General features: G+C 60.4%; 15 protein-coding genes and 1 pseudogene. 9 read left to right on the top strand and 7 right to left on the bottom strand.

What is annotated here, in order from left to right:
• Positions 1-86 precede the first annotated feature (86 nt).
• Complete coding sequence (locus ICI42_RS21510; protein ID WP_188166684.1) at positions 87-1,106, top strand: acetamidase/formamidase family protein; 1,020 nt, start codon at positions 87-89, stop codon at positions 1,104-1,106.
• On the opposite strand, the gene ICI42_RS23490 is transcribed toward ICI42_RS21510, so the two are convergent.
• The 5 genes from ICI42_RS23490 to ICI42_RS21490 all read right to left on the bottom strand — a co-directional run bounded on the left by ICI42_RS23490 (position 1,084) and on the right by ICI42_RS21490 (position 5,080).
• Complete coding sequence (locus ICI42_RS23490; protein ID WP_210317443.1) at positions 1,084-1,497, bottom strand: glutathione S-transferase N-terminal domain-containing protein; 414 nt, start codon at positions 1,495-1,497, stop codon at positions 1,084-1,086. The two genes, ICI42_RS21510 and ICI42_RS23490, sit on opposite strands and share 23 nt — an antisense overlap.
• 182 nt (positions 1,498-1,679) lie before the next feature.
• The gene (locus ICI42_RS23800) at positions 1,680-1,997 is read right to left on the bottom strand and encodes a hypothetical protein (RefSeq protein WP_230980495.1); all 318 of its coding nucleotides are present in this window, start codon (positions 1,995-1,997) and stop codon (positions 1,680-1,682) included.
• Positions 1,991-3,310, bottom strand: a complete 1,320-nt coding sequence (locus tag ICI42_RS21500; RefSeq protein WP_230980494.1) for a hydantoinase/carbamoylase family amidase — start codon at positions 3,308-3,310, stop codon at positions 1,991-1,993. The genes ICI42_RS23800 and ICI42_RS21500 overlap by 7 nt, the downstream gene beginning before the upstream one ends.
• Positions 3,288-4,244 (bottom strand): dihydroorotate dehydrogenase, encoded by a 957-nt coding sequence (locus tag ICI42_RS21495; RefSeq protein WP_188166658.1) that lies wholly within the window; start codon positions 4,242-4,244, stop codon positions 3,288-3,290. The genes ICI42_RS21500 and ICI42_RS21495 overlap by 23 nt, the downstream gene beginning before the upstream one ends.
• Positions 4,244-5,080: a dihydroorotate dehydrogenase electron transfer subunit gene (locus ICI42_RS21490; RefSeq protein WP_188166657.1), complete on the bottom strand. Its 837-nt coding sequence runs from the start codon at positions 5,078-5,080 to the stop codon at positions 4,244-4,246. Before ICI42_RS21490 ends, ICI42_RS21495 begins: the two co-directional genes overlap by 1 nt.
• Before the next feature lie 346 nt (positions 5,081-5,426).
• Here ICI42_RS21490 and ICI42_RS21485 point away from each other — a divergent pair, with 346 nt between their 5' ends.
• From ICI42_RS21485 to ICI42_RS21455, 7 genes are all read left to right on the top strand, one after another.
• The gene (locus ICI42_RS21485) at positions 5,427-6,314 is read left to right on the top strand and encodes a helix-turn-helix domain-containing protein (RefSeq protein WP_230980493.1); all 888 of its coding nucleotides are present in this window, start codon (positions 5,427-5,429) and stop codon (positions 6,312-6,314) included.
• Positions 6,315-6,502: 188 nt separating this feature from the next.
• Positions 6,503-7,276, top strand: coding sequence for an ABC transporter ATP-binding protein (locus tag ICI42_RS21480; protein ID WP_330999219.1), 774 nt, complete (start codon positions 6,503-6,505; stop codon positions 7,274-7,276).
• A complete protein-coding gene (locus ICI42_RS21475) occupies positions 7,276-8,043 on the top strand; it encodes an ABC transporter permease (protein WP_188166654.1) in 768 nt (255 codons plus the stop codon). The genes ICI42_RS21480 and ICI42_RS21475 overlap by 1 nt, the downstream gene beginning before the upstream one ends.
• Positions 8,036-8,833: a nucleoside phosphorylase gene (locus ICI42_RS21470; protein ID WP_188166653.1), complete on the top strand. Its 798-nt coding sequence runs from the start codon at positions 8,036-8,038 to the stop codon at positions 8,831-8,833. Before ICI42_RS21475 ends, ICI42_RS21470 begins: the two co-directional genes overlap by 8 nt.
• Entirely contained in the window at positions 8,830-9,834 is a 1,005-nt protein-coding gene (locus tag ICI42_RS21465; RefSeq protein WP_188166652.1) for an ABC transporter substrate-binding protein, read from the top strand. Before ICI42_RS21470 ends, ICI42_RS21465 begins: the two co-directional genes overlap by 4 nt.
• A 3-nt stretch (positions 9,835-9,837) precedes the next feature.
• Entirely contained in the window at positions 9,838-10,581 is a 744-nt protein-coding gene (locus ICI42_RS21460) for an ABC transporter permease (RefSeq protein WP_188166651.1), read from the top strand.
• 10 nt (positions 10,582-10,591) lie between these two features.
• Complete coding sequence (locus tag ICI42_RS21455; RefSeq protein ID WP_188166650.1) at positions 10,592-11,770, top strand: phosphopentomutase; 1,179 nt, start codon at positions 10,592-10,594, stop codon at positions 11,768-11,770.
• Positions 11,771-12,092: 322 nt separating this feature from the next.
• Here ICI42_RS21455 and ICI42_RS23795 read toward each other — a convergent pair.
• A pseudogene (locus ICI42_RS23795) lies at positions 12,093-12,394 on the bottom strand (Tn3 family transposase); the annotation flags it as partial.
• A 261-nt stretch (positions 12,395-12,655) separates the two neighbouring features.
• Here ICI42_RS23795 and ICI42_RS21450 point away from each other — a divergent pair.
• Positions 12,656-14,293, top strand: coding sequence for a bifunctional 3-(3-hydroxy-phenyl)propionate/3-hydroxycinnamic acid hydroxylase (locus ICI42_RS21450; RefSeq protein WP_188166649.1), 1,638 nt, complete (start codon positions 12,656-12,658; stop codon positions 14,291-14,293).
• On the opposite strand, the gene ICI42_RS24205 is transcribed toward ICI42_RS21450, so the two are convergent.
• Positions 14,212-14,979 carry a helix-turn-helix domain-containing protein gene (locus ICI42_RS24205; RefSeq protein WP_330999218.1) on the bottom strand — a complete coding sequence of 256 codons (768 nt, stop codon included), beginning with the start codon at positions 14,977-14,979 and terminating at the stop codon, positions 14,212-14,214. The genes ICI42_RS21450 and ICI42_RS24205 overlap by 82 nt on opposite strands.
• Between the last annotated feature and the right edge of the window lie 29 nt (positions 14,980-15,008).

Below are 15,008 nucleotides of genomic sequence, written 5' to 3'. Positions count from 1 at the left end.
AACAAGCCATACATCAGTAATTTTAACAACGCCACTTAGGCGACCGGCAAGCTGCGCTTTTTTACAAGGAGAGAGCCATGACAGACATGAGACCTGAAGCCCCGCACGTTCCGTTCCCTCACGCATGGGTCAGCAATTCCATCATGGTTGCGAGATCCGTGGGCAAGGCACGGGCTTCGCAAACACATTATCTCACCGAGGAAATGCAGGGTGACTACCATTACACAATGGGTCCGTATTCTTCGCCGGTGCTGCATGTGAAGCCGGGCGACAGGATCGTGGTGGAAACCCGGGACGCCTTCGAGGGGGCTATCCGGCATGAAACGGACAAGCCGTCCGAGCTCTTGCGCATGCCGTTTCTCAATCCGCAGAACGGCCCTATCATGATCGAAGGTGCGGAAAAGGGCGACACCGTCGCCGTCTACATCGAGTCAATGGTTCCGCGCGGTGAAAACCCACGCGGAACGTGCTGCATGATCGAGGAATTCGGCGGCCTGACCGGGACGACATATACGGCAATGCTCAATGAACCGCTGCCGGAAGTTGTTCGGAAAATCGATCTTGACGAACAGCATGTTTATTGGAGCAAACGGGTCACCTTGCCCTATAAACCCCATATCGGCACGCTGAGCTGCTCGCCTGAAATCGACTCCATCAACTCGCTGACCCCCGACAATCACGGTGGCAACATGGACTTGCCGGACATGGGACCTGGCAGCGTGACCTACCTGCCCGTCCGTTCCCCCGGCGCGCGCCTGTTTATCGGCGATGCGCATGCCTGCCAGGGCGACGGAGAGGTTTGTGGCGTTGCGGTGGAATATTCCGCTGTGGTGACCATCCGCGTCGATCTGATCAAGAAATGGACCATCGACTGGCCGCGTCTGGAGACGGAGGACATGATCATGGCGATTGGCAGCGCGCGTCCACTCGAGGACGCCACGAGAATTGCCTATCGCGAGCTTATCCGCTGGATGGTTTCGGAATACACTTTCGAAAAGTGGGATGCCTATATGTTGTTAAGCCAGTGCGGCATCGTAAGGCTCGGAAATTTCGTAGATCCAAAATACTCCGTTGGTGCGGCCATCAAGAAGCATATTTTGGGGTAGATCGACAACGCCGATCGCATGGGAATCGAAACGGGGACGCTGTCATCGACGAGGGCGGAACCTTGCCGTTCGGATTGACCACTCGGAAATCCGGCGAATGCTGTGCCCCTTTGAAAATATCGAACGGCGTAATGTCGAAAGGCAGGTTCAGCTCATGCAGCTGAACCGCGACTTTCATGGAGTTCGGTGTGGCGTGGAAATACAGGTTCATCATCGTCATCCCTGAAAGAGGTCGTTGCCATTGTCCGGCAGCCGATCCAGAGATGCCCGACCTTTCATCCTTCGACCAATCGATCTCGTTGATCGCGCCTATGGTTAGGTTCGATTCCTTGCGCCTGCGCAGACTGCCTATGTTCGGAAGCCGGAAGCCTCGAACGCGAAGGATTTCCATGGACAGCGAACGAAAGACACATCGCATAGGCGACGTCACGATAACCAAGGTCTAGGAAGAGCAAAAGAGCAATGTCCCCGTCTCTTTCCTCTATCCGAAGGAAGGTGCTGCCGAGCGGATCGCCGCGGATTCCGGTCAAACAAAACGGAATCCGTGAACGCAGACAGCGCCTGCTGTGGCCGTCATCGGTCCTCGGCCATCGCCCGCGCGACGGAGGAAAGCGCATCCAGTCGACGTTGCAGGTCCGGCATTTCAAAAGCTTCATCAAGCACAGATGCATATGCCTCCAGTTTGGCAAGCTCGCGCTCGGCGGTGTCAGCGTGCAAGGGTTCTTCACAGTATGCATCGGCAAATTCCTGCGCCGCGTTGCCGAGTAGGAAATAGCCGACCGACCGCTCCAGATCTTTCGTCGCCTGTTGATGGGCGGTTCTGGCAGCCTCGCGATAGCCTGGAATTGCATTGCCCTTGTCGCGGATGATGTTGGTGATCGCTGCTAACATGGGAACGGTTTCCTTTGCTTATTGGCTCCGCTCTTCTGCAGAGTGATGAGGAATTCGTAGAGCACGGAGATGGCGATCTCGAAATCGCCGATCTCCATTGCCTCGTGTGGGTTATGCGAGCCGTTGCGGTTGCGGATGAAGACCATTCCGGTGGGAATTCCAGCCCGTGAGAAGACCGCCGCATCATGCCCGCCCCCAGAAGGTACGATTGCGGGCTCCAGGCCAAGCGCTTCCGCTGAACGCGTCAGTTCAGCGATGAGTTGCTGGTGGCAAAGCGCAGGCTTTGTCCAGAGCACATCTCCGAAATCGAATCGTACATTGCGTTCACGTTCGATGCGTTCCGCATGCTGGAGCACCAGATCGTGTATGTTCTGGAGCATCCCGTCATCCTGGCTACGCACATCAAGGCTGAACTCGACGCTGTCAGGGATTCGGGAGAGCGCATGCTTTGCCCGGTCGGTAGAAACCATCCCGCTCGTAACAACCAGATCCCGGCCCTTGGACGCAAAATCGTGCCAGGCGACATCGAGACTGTTCAGGAGTTCCGCCATGGCGAGAACCGGATCGTGCCGGTAGGCGAGCGGCACTGCGCCTGAGTGGCCGGCTTCGCCGAAGCAGGAGATTTTCTTGTAGCGGAAGTTGCCACGAATGCCGGAAACCACCGCGACAGGCAGGTTCCGTTCGATCAGCACCGGTCCTTGTTCTATGTGCACTTCGAGATAAGCCGTGACCGCCTTTCGATCCAGAAGGGGCCGGGAGGCCCGGACACTCGTCATGTCGATGCCGACGGCCTCCATATGAGCGTCGAGAGTGCTGTCGTCTTCCTTATGCCGGGCACCCAGTTCCTGTTCGGATAGAACGCCGAGCAATGCCTTCGACCCGATATAGCAAGGCCCGAACCATGCACTCTCCTCGCCGCGCATGGCGATGACCTTCACAGGTTGCGCTAAACGTTCGCCTCCCCGCCTTGCCTTGACGAGGCACATGAGCCCCGCCAGGACGCCGGCGAGACCATCGAAATTGCCGCCGCGCGGCACACTGTCCACATGCGAGCCGACAAGGATGTAGTGTTTCGCACGCTCATGCTCGGGCAGCGAAAAGACGACATTGCGGCCGGCATCCCAATGAGCGGAAAGTCCTTCCGAATGGGCAAAATCGAACAGAAACCGGAGAGTCTCTGTTTCTATCGTCGAGAAAGCCGGACGGCTGACGCCTTCGACATCGGCAGTTCGCTCGGCCACTTCGCTGAAAAGCCGTGTTGCAAGCGCACCGAGGTCGGAAGATGAAGGTCTATCGAGCAGCATGACACCCATCACGCATTTCCGCGACTGCAACGGCTTCGTTGGTGACATCGACCGTACCGATCAGCGCATCGACAGAGGGTAGACCGCGCGAGTCGAGCGCCTCGTCGAGTTCCCGGACGAGACGCGGCATCGTGGACGGGCTGATGAAAGTGGCGGTGCCGACCTGGACGGCATGGGCGCCCGCGACCAGATATTCGATCACATCGTCCACGGTGGATATGCCGCCGCATCCGATCACCGGAATGGAGACGGCGCGGGCGCACTGATAGGTCATGCGCAGCGTGATCGGCTTGAGCGCCGGGCCGGAAAGTCCGCCCATAATATTGCCGAGCCGGGCACGGCCGGTGCGGCTGTCGATCGCCATGGCGAGCATGGTGTTTGCGGTGACGAGAGCATCGGCCCCGGCTTCCTCGGCTGCAAGCGCCACCTCCACCACCTCGCCGGTGTTGGGCGACAGCTTTGCCCAGAGCGGAAGGTGGGTGGCAGAGCGCATGCGGCGGACGACGTCTCCGGTTGCGCCCGGCTTCATGGCGAAGGCCTTTCCGTCATCCTCGATGTTCGGGCAGGAGATGTTCACCTCGATCGCCGCGACACCCGGCACACTGACTTCCTCAGCGAAGCGCGCGAATTCGTCAGCCGTATTAGCGGAGATGCTGATGACCAGCGGCGCCTCGTAATCCCGGTAGAACGGCAGGGTGTTCTGGAGGAACCATGGGGCGCCCTTGCTGGGAATGCCGATCGAATTCAGCATTGCGCCGTTAACCTCGCAGACGCGCGGCACGGGGTTGCCAGACCGTTTTCCCCTTGTGATGGTCTTGGTGACATGCGCGCCGAGGCAGTCGAGATCGAAGACTTCCGCCAGTTCCTCCGAGAAAGTCCCGGAAGCCGGCATGATCGGGTTCTTGAGCGTAAGGCTGCCGATCATTGTCCTCAGGTCCGCCATCACAGCACCTCGTGGAGATCGAAGACCGGTCCTTCGCGGCAGACCCTGAGATTGAACGTGCTGCCATCGCGCAGGAAGGTTCGCACGCAAGCCTGACACATGCCGATACCGCAGGCCATGTGCTGCTCAACCGCCACCTGCCCGCCGATACCGTGACGTGCGCCGATCTCCTGCAACATGCGCAGGAGACGCGCGGAGCCGCAGGTAAAGAACGCATCGATGCCGCGCGTGCGGATCAGTCCCTCGATCAGCAGCGTCAGGCTTTTGACATCCGAATTATCCTCGGCATCCGTTACAGTGATGACTTCGGCGCCGAAGAAGCGGAAGAGATCGGTCGACATCACGAGATCGGGGGAGCGCGCGCTGCAGACTGCCGTCAGCTGCCGGCCGAGACGGGCGCATTCGCCTGCAAGGGGTGCCAGCGTTGCAAGCCCAACGCCGCGGGCAACGAGAAGCGGCCGCCGCCATTCGCGCCTGATTTCGAAACCCCGTCCGAGCGGCCCGACGATGTTGAGATGTTCGCCCGGCTGAAGGCGTGCCAGTGTTCCGGTGCCGGTACCCGCTACCTTGTAGAGGAAGGAAAGCTCTCCCCGGATCCGGTCATAGGAATAGATGCTCATTGGCCGGCGCAGATAAGGCTGTAAGCCCTCCATCTGCGGGCAAAGAAGGTGGAAGAACTGCCCCGGCTCGCAATCAAGAACGGAACGCGGCGCCGACAGCACAAGACGCCGGTATTCGCCATTCACCCAGTCGTGGGTTTTGACCCGACAGTCGACCTCATGGACGGAATAAGGGCGAGAAATGGAATCGGGAACGACGCAAGGGCTTGCGGGCATGACGGTTTCCGGAATCAGAAAAAGTGGGTCCGTCGGCGACTCTGACCGCCGGGCGGATGAAAATGTCGATTGGGATGGCGACTTCAGGCTTCAGCACATCGCCCAGGCCGTCGCGCGGCCTTCGCTCGAGATCAGCGTCGGAGAGGGTGGCGGTCGGACGTCATAGGGTGCTCCCTGCATTCGGGGTCCAAAAACAGAGCCTATTGTGGAGCGGCAAAGCTGTCAAGACGATTCTCAAAAATGAGATTTATCGCTTGATAGCCATCTTCATTGCGATTTTTCCATTTTTTGTTTAATGAGTCGAAGATTTAGCAACAGGATGTCGGGAGGAATCGCCTTGGACTTGATGAGTTCCACAGCGGATGTCGGGCGCCGCCTTCGCGCATTCCGCATGGGCGCAGGACTTACTCCAGAGGATCTCGCCGCCAAGGCCGGGGTGTCGCGCGCCGCCATCTATCGCTACGAATCCGGCAAGCCGCCCAAGGTCGATACGCTTGGCAAGATCGCCGACCTGCTCGGCGTTTCGCTGCCCACCCTGCTTGGGGTCGGCATCGAATACGTCGCTTCGGCCGTGAGCTTCTTTGAACGCATGCGCCAGCTGGAAGAGGATGTCGACCAGATCACCGTGATGTTTGGGCCGATCTCCTATCTGCTCACCACGGATCGCTACGACGAGCTGCTGCCGAAGGTTCTGGACGAGAGCATTCCCGAGGATGTCGGCGACCGGAAGGCGGCGATCCGCGAGATCGGCGCTCTCATGGACATCCTCAAAACCCGCAAGGAAACCTTCCGGCGGCGCACGCCCAGCATCGTCAGCTTGGTTTCGGCCGCGGAGCTTGACGAGTTCGGTCGCGTCGGCTTCGTCGGCGCCCACAATCATCCTTCGGTCAATCTGGCGGAACGCCAGAAGGCCGCGCGCGACGAGATCGAGCACATCGTGCATATGCTGCGCGAGCAGCCGATTGGGGTGCAGATCGGCGTGGTGATCGATTCCATGCCGGGCGCGAGCTTCCAGATATTCAAGCGAGCAGACAAGGCGCAGGTTGCCGTCAGCCCCTTCCGCCTCGGAGCGTTTGCCAATATCCGCGTCGGGGTCGCGACCATCACTGCGGCAGCAGAGGCGGTACAGCTTTACGGCGGCATGACCGACAGGCTCTGGCGCAAAAGCCTCAAGGGCGACCAGGCGGCCGATTTCATCGAAAAGACCGTGCTAAAGAATGGGGCCGCAGCCTGACAACCGTTCGGGGCACCGAATTCGAGCGCGAAAACAATTTTGATACAAATCTCATCTTTGAGATTTTGGTTGCGTCCGTGAAAGTTTTGTGAAAGCTTGGCTCCTTTCCGGGGTTGGACGGGTAGTCGAAGGGGGTATTGTCCTCTCGATAACCAATTGCTCCCCGCTGGTAAGGCATGGAGTTTTTGGTGTCGCAATCGGAGCGGATGATCGATATCGCGGGTGTCCACAAGACATTCGTGGCTGACCATGGAACGGTAACCGCGCTGGAGCCGGTCAGCATCACCATCAAAGAAGGCGAATTCATCTCGATCGTCGGGCCTTCCGGCTGCGGAAAGTCAACGCTTCTCCGGCTGATTTCCGGCCTCGACCAAGCGAGCGGCGGTTCGATCAAGCTCGATGTTTCCGGCCGCAAACGCCCTGTCGGCTTCGTGTTCCAGGAGCCGGTTCTCCTGCCTTGGAAGACCATTATCGACAACGTCCGCTTCCCCCTCGATACCTCGGGCATCAGCCGCGGCCAGGGCGATAAGACCGCGCTCGACCTCATCAAGATGGTCGGCCTCGCCGGTTTCGAGAAGGCATTGCCGCGCCAGCTTTCCGGCGGCATGCGCCAGCGCGCGGCAATTGCCCGCGCGCTCTCCGACGACCCGCCGATTCTGTTGATGGACGAGCCGTTTTCGGCCGTCGACCTGCTCACACGCGACAATCTGAACGACGAACTGCTGCGCATCTGGCAGTCGACCGGCAAGACGATCCTGCTCGTCACACACAGCGTAGAAGAGGCTGCCTATCTCGCCGATCGCGTCATGGTCATGACGGCACGCCCGGGCAAGCTGAAATGCGTCCATAATGTCGAGCTTCTCCGTCCGCGCGGCGAGGAGACCAAGCTCGATCCGGCCTATCACGCTCTCGTCGCCCAGCTTCGCCGCGACCTCAGGACGCCTGCCGGTGAGGCGCATTGATGAGTGGGCGTTTTTCCGCGGCGATCGATTATACGCTGGCGCTCGCCGTGCTTCTGTTTGCCTGGTGGTTGGCGACCGGACCGATGGGGCTGCCGACCTACCTCCTGCCTTCGCCGCTGCGGACGTGGAATGCGCTGGTCACGATCGCGCTCACCGGCGAGCTCTGGCGGCATCTCGGCTTCACGCTGCAGAACATCGTGCTCGGCCTTATCCTCGGCTGCATCGCCGGTATTGCGATTGCCTATGTCATGACGCGGTTTCCCAAGCTTGCGGTCTGGCTCGACGGCCCGCTTGTGATCCTGCAGACGGCCCCGAAGATCGCGCTCGCGCCGCTCTTCATCGTCTGGTTCGGCTTCGGCGTCCTGTCGAAAATCGTTCTGATCTTCTCGCTAGTCTTCTTTCCTGTCTTTGTCGGCGCCGTCGCCGGCTTCCGGGCGCTCGACCCGAAAATGAAGGATCTTTCGAAGCTTCTCGGCCTCAGTTCCATACAGCGGTTCCGGCAGATCGAGTTGCCGGCGGCGATGCCGGAAATATTCGTCGGCCTTAAGATCGGCGCGGTGCAGGCGCTGGTTGGCGCGGTGCTTGCAGAATGGATGTCTGGCAAGGTGGGGCTCGGCTACCTGATGACCTTTGCGTCAGCCACCTACAAGACGCCGCTTCTATTTGCCGCCGTCCTCATGACCGTGGTTCTCGGCCTTCTCCTGCATGTCGCGCTGACCATCCTCGAACGCCGGCTGCTGTCCTGGAAGGGAGCAGCCCGTGGCTAAAACCAGCGCAGCTTTCCCCTGGAAAAACGGCCGTCCGCCGCATCTGCCATGCGGCCCCGGCGATATCGCAGAAAACGTCTTGACGCCAGGAGACCCGGATCGCGTGCGGCTGCTCGCCGACATGATGGAGGACGTGACAGATTTCGGTCGCAAGCGCGAATTCGCTGTCATCACCGGCACCTATGAAGGCAAGCAACTGACCATCTGCTCGACCGGCATCGGCGGACCGTCGACGGAAATCGCCCTGGTGGAACTCGCAATGCTTGGTGCCAAACGTGTCGTGCGCATCGGCGGCATGTCTTCGCTGATCGCGGACCATGCGGTCGGCACCTTCATCGCCGTCGACAGCGCCATCGGCGATACCGGAACTGCCCGGACCTATCGCGCCACCGGCGGCACGGCGAACGCCTCGCCGCAGATTACCCAGGGCCTCGTGAACGCAGCGGCTGAGCTTGGCCTCGCCTGCAGACCGGGCATGGTCGCCTCGACCGACAGCTATTATTTCGGCCAGGACCGCCGCTTCCGTTCGATCGAAGGCAGCGACGATGCCTATGGCAATTTCATCGACCGCTTCCAGGCTCAGGGCGCCGTCGGCGTCGAGATGGAGAGCGAGATCATCTTGACCGTCGGTGGAGCGATCGGCCTCCAGACCGGCTGCTTACTTGGTGTCCATGGAAATCGCGCCACCGATGAATGGCTCGACGACTATGAGGCGACCCAGCGAAACCTTCTGCGCATTGCAGGAAGGGCATTTTCCTCTACAGATTGGGAACTCAGGAGCCAACCATGATCCAGTTTCGCGTGACAACCACGGCAAGCCTGCTCGCCTTGCTCACTTCGCCATTTTTCGTATCCCTCGCCGACGCAGCCGATAAGATTGTGATGCAGATCGACGGCGCGGCCGCTCCCTTTTACGCGCCGCTTTATGCCGGCGTCGAAAACGGCATCTTCGAGAAGAACGGCATCGAGGTCGAGTTCATCTATGCCGCTGCCGCAGACATCCTGACCAACATCGCTGCCGGCAATGTCGATTTCGGCTTCCCGAACGGTGACGCCGTGGTTGCCGCTGCCGCCAACGGCCTGCCGGTCAAGGTCGTCCACACGACCTATCAGCGCGGCATCGGTGCACTGCTTGCCAAGGCCGACAGCGGCATTACCGGCTACAAGGACCTGAAGGGCAAGAAGATCGCCGTCACCAGCCTTGCCAGCCCGAACTATCTGCAGCTCCAGGTCGGCCTGAAGCTGGCCGGCCTGTCGCTCGACGACGTCAGCGTAGAGGTCGTGCAGACGGGCGCCATCGTCCAGTCGCTACAGGCTGGACAGGTCGACGCAATCGTCTTCTCCGAGCTTCGCAAGTACAATCTCGAAGCCGACGGCACCAAGGTCACGATGGTTCTTTCCAATGACTTCTTGCCGTCCTTCGGCAACGTCGTCGTCACCAACGCTGCCAAGCTCTCCGAAAACCCGGATCTGGTAAAGCGCTTCACCACTGCCGTCACGCAGTCCTACGAATGGGTCATCGACGGCCATGTCAACGAAGCGCTGGATATCGCACTCGACAAATACGCGCCGACTTGGCCGAAGGATCAAAAGGGCATTCTGACCACGGCCTTCGAACAAACCTTCGTACCAACCGTCTGGCAGAGCCCGCTCACCAAGGAAAAGGGCTTGGGCGCCGCTGATGTCGCCGGCTGGCAGAAGAACGCCGACATTCTGGCCGAGTACAAGGTCATCGACGACGCTCCGAAGGCGGAAGACTTCGTCGTCGATCCGTCCACGATCGGGCAGTAAGGCATGATCCTGCGTGGCATAGCGGGTCTGATCGCCACCCTCGTCTTGTGGACGGCGATTGTTTTCATTTTCCAGGTCCCTAGCTATCTGTTGCCGGGCCCGATGGAAGTGCTCAACCGTCTCGTCTTCCTCTTCGAGAACGCCAAGCTGCTTCGGCATATCGGCGTGACACTCACAGAGATCGTCGCGGGTTTCGTGCTCGGAACGGTGATCGGCATTCTGGCCGGCGTCGTTTTCGCGCGCTTGCCGCGCGTTGAACGCTTTGCCACGCCGCTGATCCTGCTATTGCAGACCGCACCGAAGATCGCGATTGCGCCCCTGTTGCTGTTGTGGCTGGGGATCGGGCCGACGCCCAAGATCGTGCTGATCGCGATCGTCACCTTCTTCCCCGTAATGTCCGGCATGGTCACCGGCCTGCGTTACGGGGAAGGCAGTTTCCGAGATCTTGCAGCCGTGTTGAAGCTCAGCCCCTGGCAGAGCTTCTGGCATATCGAGCTGCCTTCGGCACTGCCGGCGGTGCTCGCCGGCATGGCAGTTGCCACCACGCTTGCCATGACCGCAGCGGTCATAGGCGAACTCATGGGTGCCAATGAGGGCATCGGCTATCTCCTGTCTTCCGGCCAGGAAAACAGCGATACAGCCGTCGTCATCGGCATGGTCCTGTTGCTCTCTATGATCGGCTGGGCTTTTTATGAGATCATAGAGTTGATCCGCCGCCGATCGCTCGGACGCTTCCAACTTTCTTGAGCCGCTGACAATGGCGCGTGTTTTCCTCTGTGTCCTCGATTCCGTCGGATGCGGCGGCGCGCCGGATGCGGCACGCTATGGCGATGAGGGGTCGAACACCTTGCTCCACATCGCCGAGGCCTGCGCTGCCGGCAATGCCGAGAACGGCCGAAGCGGGCCACTGAAGGTTCCCAATCTCGACGCGCTGGGTCTGGGTGCTGCGATCCGGCTTGCATCCGGCAAGGCGGTTCCGGGTCTCGGCGCCGTGCCGACCGGCAGTTGGGGAGCCGCCGAGGAAATCTCCGCAGGCAAAGATACGCAATCTGGACATTGGGAACTGGCAGGCGTGCCAGTAACGCGCGATTGGCACTATTTTCCGCGCACTATTCCGGCTTTCCCTGCCGACTTGCTGGCGAAGTTGATCGCTCGATCCCGCATTCCGGGCACGCTCGCCAATTGCCACGCCTCGGGCACGGAAGTGCTAGATGCGTTTGGCGCCGAACACATCGCGACCGGCAAGCCGATTGTCTATACATCGGCCGACAGTGTCGTGCAGATTGCCGCGCATGAGGAGCACTTTGGGCTCGAACGATTGCTCGAAGTCTGCCGGATTGCTGCAGAGATCTTTCATCCCTTGAATGTCGGGCGCATTATTGCGCGTCCGTTCGTCGGAGAAGCGCAGGGGGCCTTTGTCCGCACCGCAAACCGCAAGGATTACGCAATCGCCCCGCCTGAGGGCACGATCTGCGACCGGGTCGTCGTAGCCGGCGGCGCAGTCCATGCCGTAGGCAAGATCGGCGATATTTTTGCGTACAAGAGCATCGCCGATGTGTCCAAGGGCCAGGATGACATGGCGCTTTTCGACCATGTGCTTTCGTGGTGCGATCGCGCCGCATCCGGTGATCTGATATTCACCAACTTCATCGAGTTCGACAGTCGCTGGGGCCATCGGCGCGATGTTTCGGGCTATGCCCGCGCGCTCGAAACCTTCGATGCAAGGTTGCCGAAATTGACAGGCCGCCTGCGTGACGGCGATCTTCTCATCATCACCGCAGACCATGGCAACGATCCGACCTGGCATGGCACCGACCATACGCGCGAACGCGTGCCGGTGCTGGCCACCGGGCCAGGCGTTGAAGCGCAGGAACTCGGCATCATCCCGTTCGCCAAGGTTGCCGAGTTGGTCGCCGCGCATCTGAAGATCAGCTGACGATCTGTCGCCGGTGACGTTGGCCGGAGGCATGAAGCGCCGGCTCCATGAATCGGCTCATCGCGTCATTGTCCCGCCGAGGGTGGACTTGGACCTTCACAGCTGTCGATCGGCGTCCAAAATTGGGTCTGATGCATATGTGGAACGGCCCGGTTAGCAAGGTTATTCGTCGCGTAAGTCGCCGTCGGACGGTGCAGTCATATGTCCGGCCTGTTGACGCGGTCTTTGACCGCTGGCCACGATGAGATCCGCGATACCGATCGCTTAGTCAATTTCACGCGCTTCAAGGCGCAGTGCGTCAGACGGTCTGGTCGGCATCGAGGTACTTCGATCCCGGTACACTGCCGCAATGTAGATTGATATCTCCGCGCTTTGCGGCGCCGTCGCTTGCGCAGAAGAATTGGCCATCAGATGATGACGTCGTGCCATTGCCCCTAAGGCGAGAATGCGGCTGGCGGGTGTTGTGTGTCCGTCATGCAGGCCTGGGCTGCGCGGTAGGTCTCCGACCGGGCGTGGAAAGTACGCATCCAACTGATCTGGTGAGCGCCGATGCCTTTGGATGGGCTGGCCATCCCTTGGACCGAGATGGGTTGCATCGGCCGGTATGCCAGCCAGCTCAAGAGAGGATGTCAATCGCGTCGTGATTTCGATACGCAACGCGCTCAATTCCATCGAGTAGAGGCAGGACCGGTGCCGCCGTTCGGCGTCGCCGAGAAAGGGTGATCGTACCGAGGGGGCAGGGTCTCCCTCTCTCTCGCTGTCTGCCGTAATCCTTGACGCTCAAGTGTCCGTCAGTTGGACGCTTGAGCCTGATCGGTAGACTAAAGCCATGTCGACGCTTTGTCTGGGGACACGGTACTCACGGTCAAGCAGGAGCATGGCGGCATGCCAGCCTACCCAACACACGTTCCGGTGGTCATTGTCGGCGCGGGGCCGACCGGTCTCACCGCAGCCAATCTTCTGTCTACCTACGGCGTCGATGTCATCGTGCTCGATCGGGAGCCAGGCCCCATGGATCTGCCACGCGCTATCGTGGTGGACGACGAAGGCGCGCGCACACTGCAGGTGTTTGGGCTGGACAAGACCTATCTGGCGAGCACGATCAGGGCGGTCGGCTCCAAATATTTTGACGATGCTGGAAACTGCCTGGCCGAGACGGGAGCCGGCCCCGAAACCTATGGCTTTGCAAAGCGGCAGTATATCTATCAGCCCGAACTGGAAACAGCGCTGCGCAATCGCCTCGACGAGCAGGCGCAGGGGCGGTTGTTCTACGGATCGGAGGTGACGGACGTCGAGGACTGCGACGGCACGACCGTCGTGTCTGTCATCGACCGGTACGGCGTGCGCCACAGGATCGAAACCGAGTGGGTCTTGGCCTGCGATGGAGGGCGAAGCCCGATCCGCGAGCGGCTGGGGATCGCAATGTCGGGACAGACCTACGAGCAGGATTGGATCGTGCTCGACATGGTCGATGATCCTGACGCCTCTCGCTACTCGAAGTTTTTCTGCAGTTCCGTTCGTCCCACCGTGAGCGTGCCTGCTCCGGGGCAGGGCCGTCGCTACGAGTTCATGCTGCTTCCCGGCGAGACCCGGGAGCAAGTGCTTGCCGACGATTTCCTGGCTGATTTGTTGAAGCCTTTCCGGCCATTTCGCCGCGAGGACCTGATTCGTAAGACGGTCTACAGGTTCCATGCGCGGATAGCCGACAGGTTCCGCGAGGGGAGGGTCCTCCTTCTTGGCGATGCTGCCCATCTCACACCGCCCTTCGCCGGCCAGGGCATGAATGCAGGACTGAGAGACGCCCACAACGTCGCGTGGAAAATAGCAACTGCGGTCAAGGGCGGCGCCAGCGCTTCGATCCTGGACAGTTATGAAGCGGAGAGGCGGAAGCCGGCGTGGGACATGATCCTCGTGGCCGTTACGATGGGCGATTTCGTCATGCCGGCCGACGCGGAGAAGCTGCGTTTCCGTGACATGTTGCTTGCTGCTCTCGAGCCGTTCCCCAATGTCCGGGACTACCTCATTCACATGCGTTTCAAACCGAAGCCGCGATACCAGACCGGCCTGTTCCTCGACCTTGACCGGCCTGACTTCGAAGGATCTCTGGTGGGCGAGATGCTGCCCCAGCCGCGTGTTCCGGCTGAAGTGGGGTTGGTTGCTCTTGACGAGAGACTGGGCGTAGGCTTCGCGCTGGTGACGCAATCGGATGACGCATACCAAGCCGCCATGTGCGTGCAGCAGAAGAGCTTGCTAGGGTTACCTCTCAGCCACGTCTGGCTGGACCGTGCGGCGCTGGGTGGCCGGGATGGGGGAGCCTGGATGCGGCGGGATGCCGTTGCACGCCCGTTGCTCACCCATCGCGATCAAGTGATGCTCGTCCGGCCGGACCGTTATTGTGCAGCAGTCTTCGACCCCGCCGAACTGGCAACAGGCCTGCGCCGCTACGAAGCACTGTTTTCCGCTGTCAGTCGAGCGAGTTCGCCGGCGATCAAGCCCGCGGCGGCCTTCAGCGCTTCGCCGTGAGTCCTGATAGCCTCCTCGAATTTCATCGCAGATCCGATCCAGATCATGGTTATGCATGCAACAGGTCGGTCCAGCGCCATGATCGGCGCGGAAATGCTCATCGTACGCTCGTTGAAGCCCCGTATTCGGAATCCCAGACCCAGGCGACGGGTCCGCTCTAGAATGAAGTCGAGCGGGCCGTCGTCGTGGTAATCGACCTTGGCGTCGCCGAGTTCAGCCCGAAGACCTTGCAACACATGCCGTTGTTCGTCGTCCGGCAGGTACGCCAGATAGGCCCGCCCGCCTGCCGTTTCGAGAACGGGGAGACCACGTCCAACCATACCGTGATCGACCGAGAAGGGGCTGATGTTGTGGGTAGACTCGCGAATTTCCATGCGGAAATTGCGGAATATCACCAGATCCAGCGGCCAGAGCAATTGCCGACCCAACTTTACCATTTGCGGCACCGCGATTTGGGCGACCCAATCCTCGTCGCGAAAACCTGAACTCAGCGACTTCGTCTGCAAAGTCGGGCGCCAGTCCTCCGAGGGACCGCGCACCAGAAAGCCCAGGCCTTCTAGGGTTTCGAGCAGCCGATAGGCTGTCGGACGCGGTACTCCCGCCAGTTTCGCGACTTCTGAAGCGCGCAAGCCATTGTGGCGGTTGACAGCCTGCAACACCGCCAAGCCGCGTTGGAGTGATCTCACCGAACCGAAAGTTGAAATGGAAAACTCCT

This window comes from Oryzicola mucosus (assembly GCF_014534685.1).
Classification (GTDB): domain Bacteria; phylum Pseudomonadota; class Alphaproteobacteria; order Rhizobiales; family Rhizobiaceae; genus Oryzicola; species Oryzicola mucosus.
This window is presented reverse-complemented; position numbering and strand designations above follow the sequence as displayed.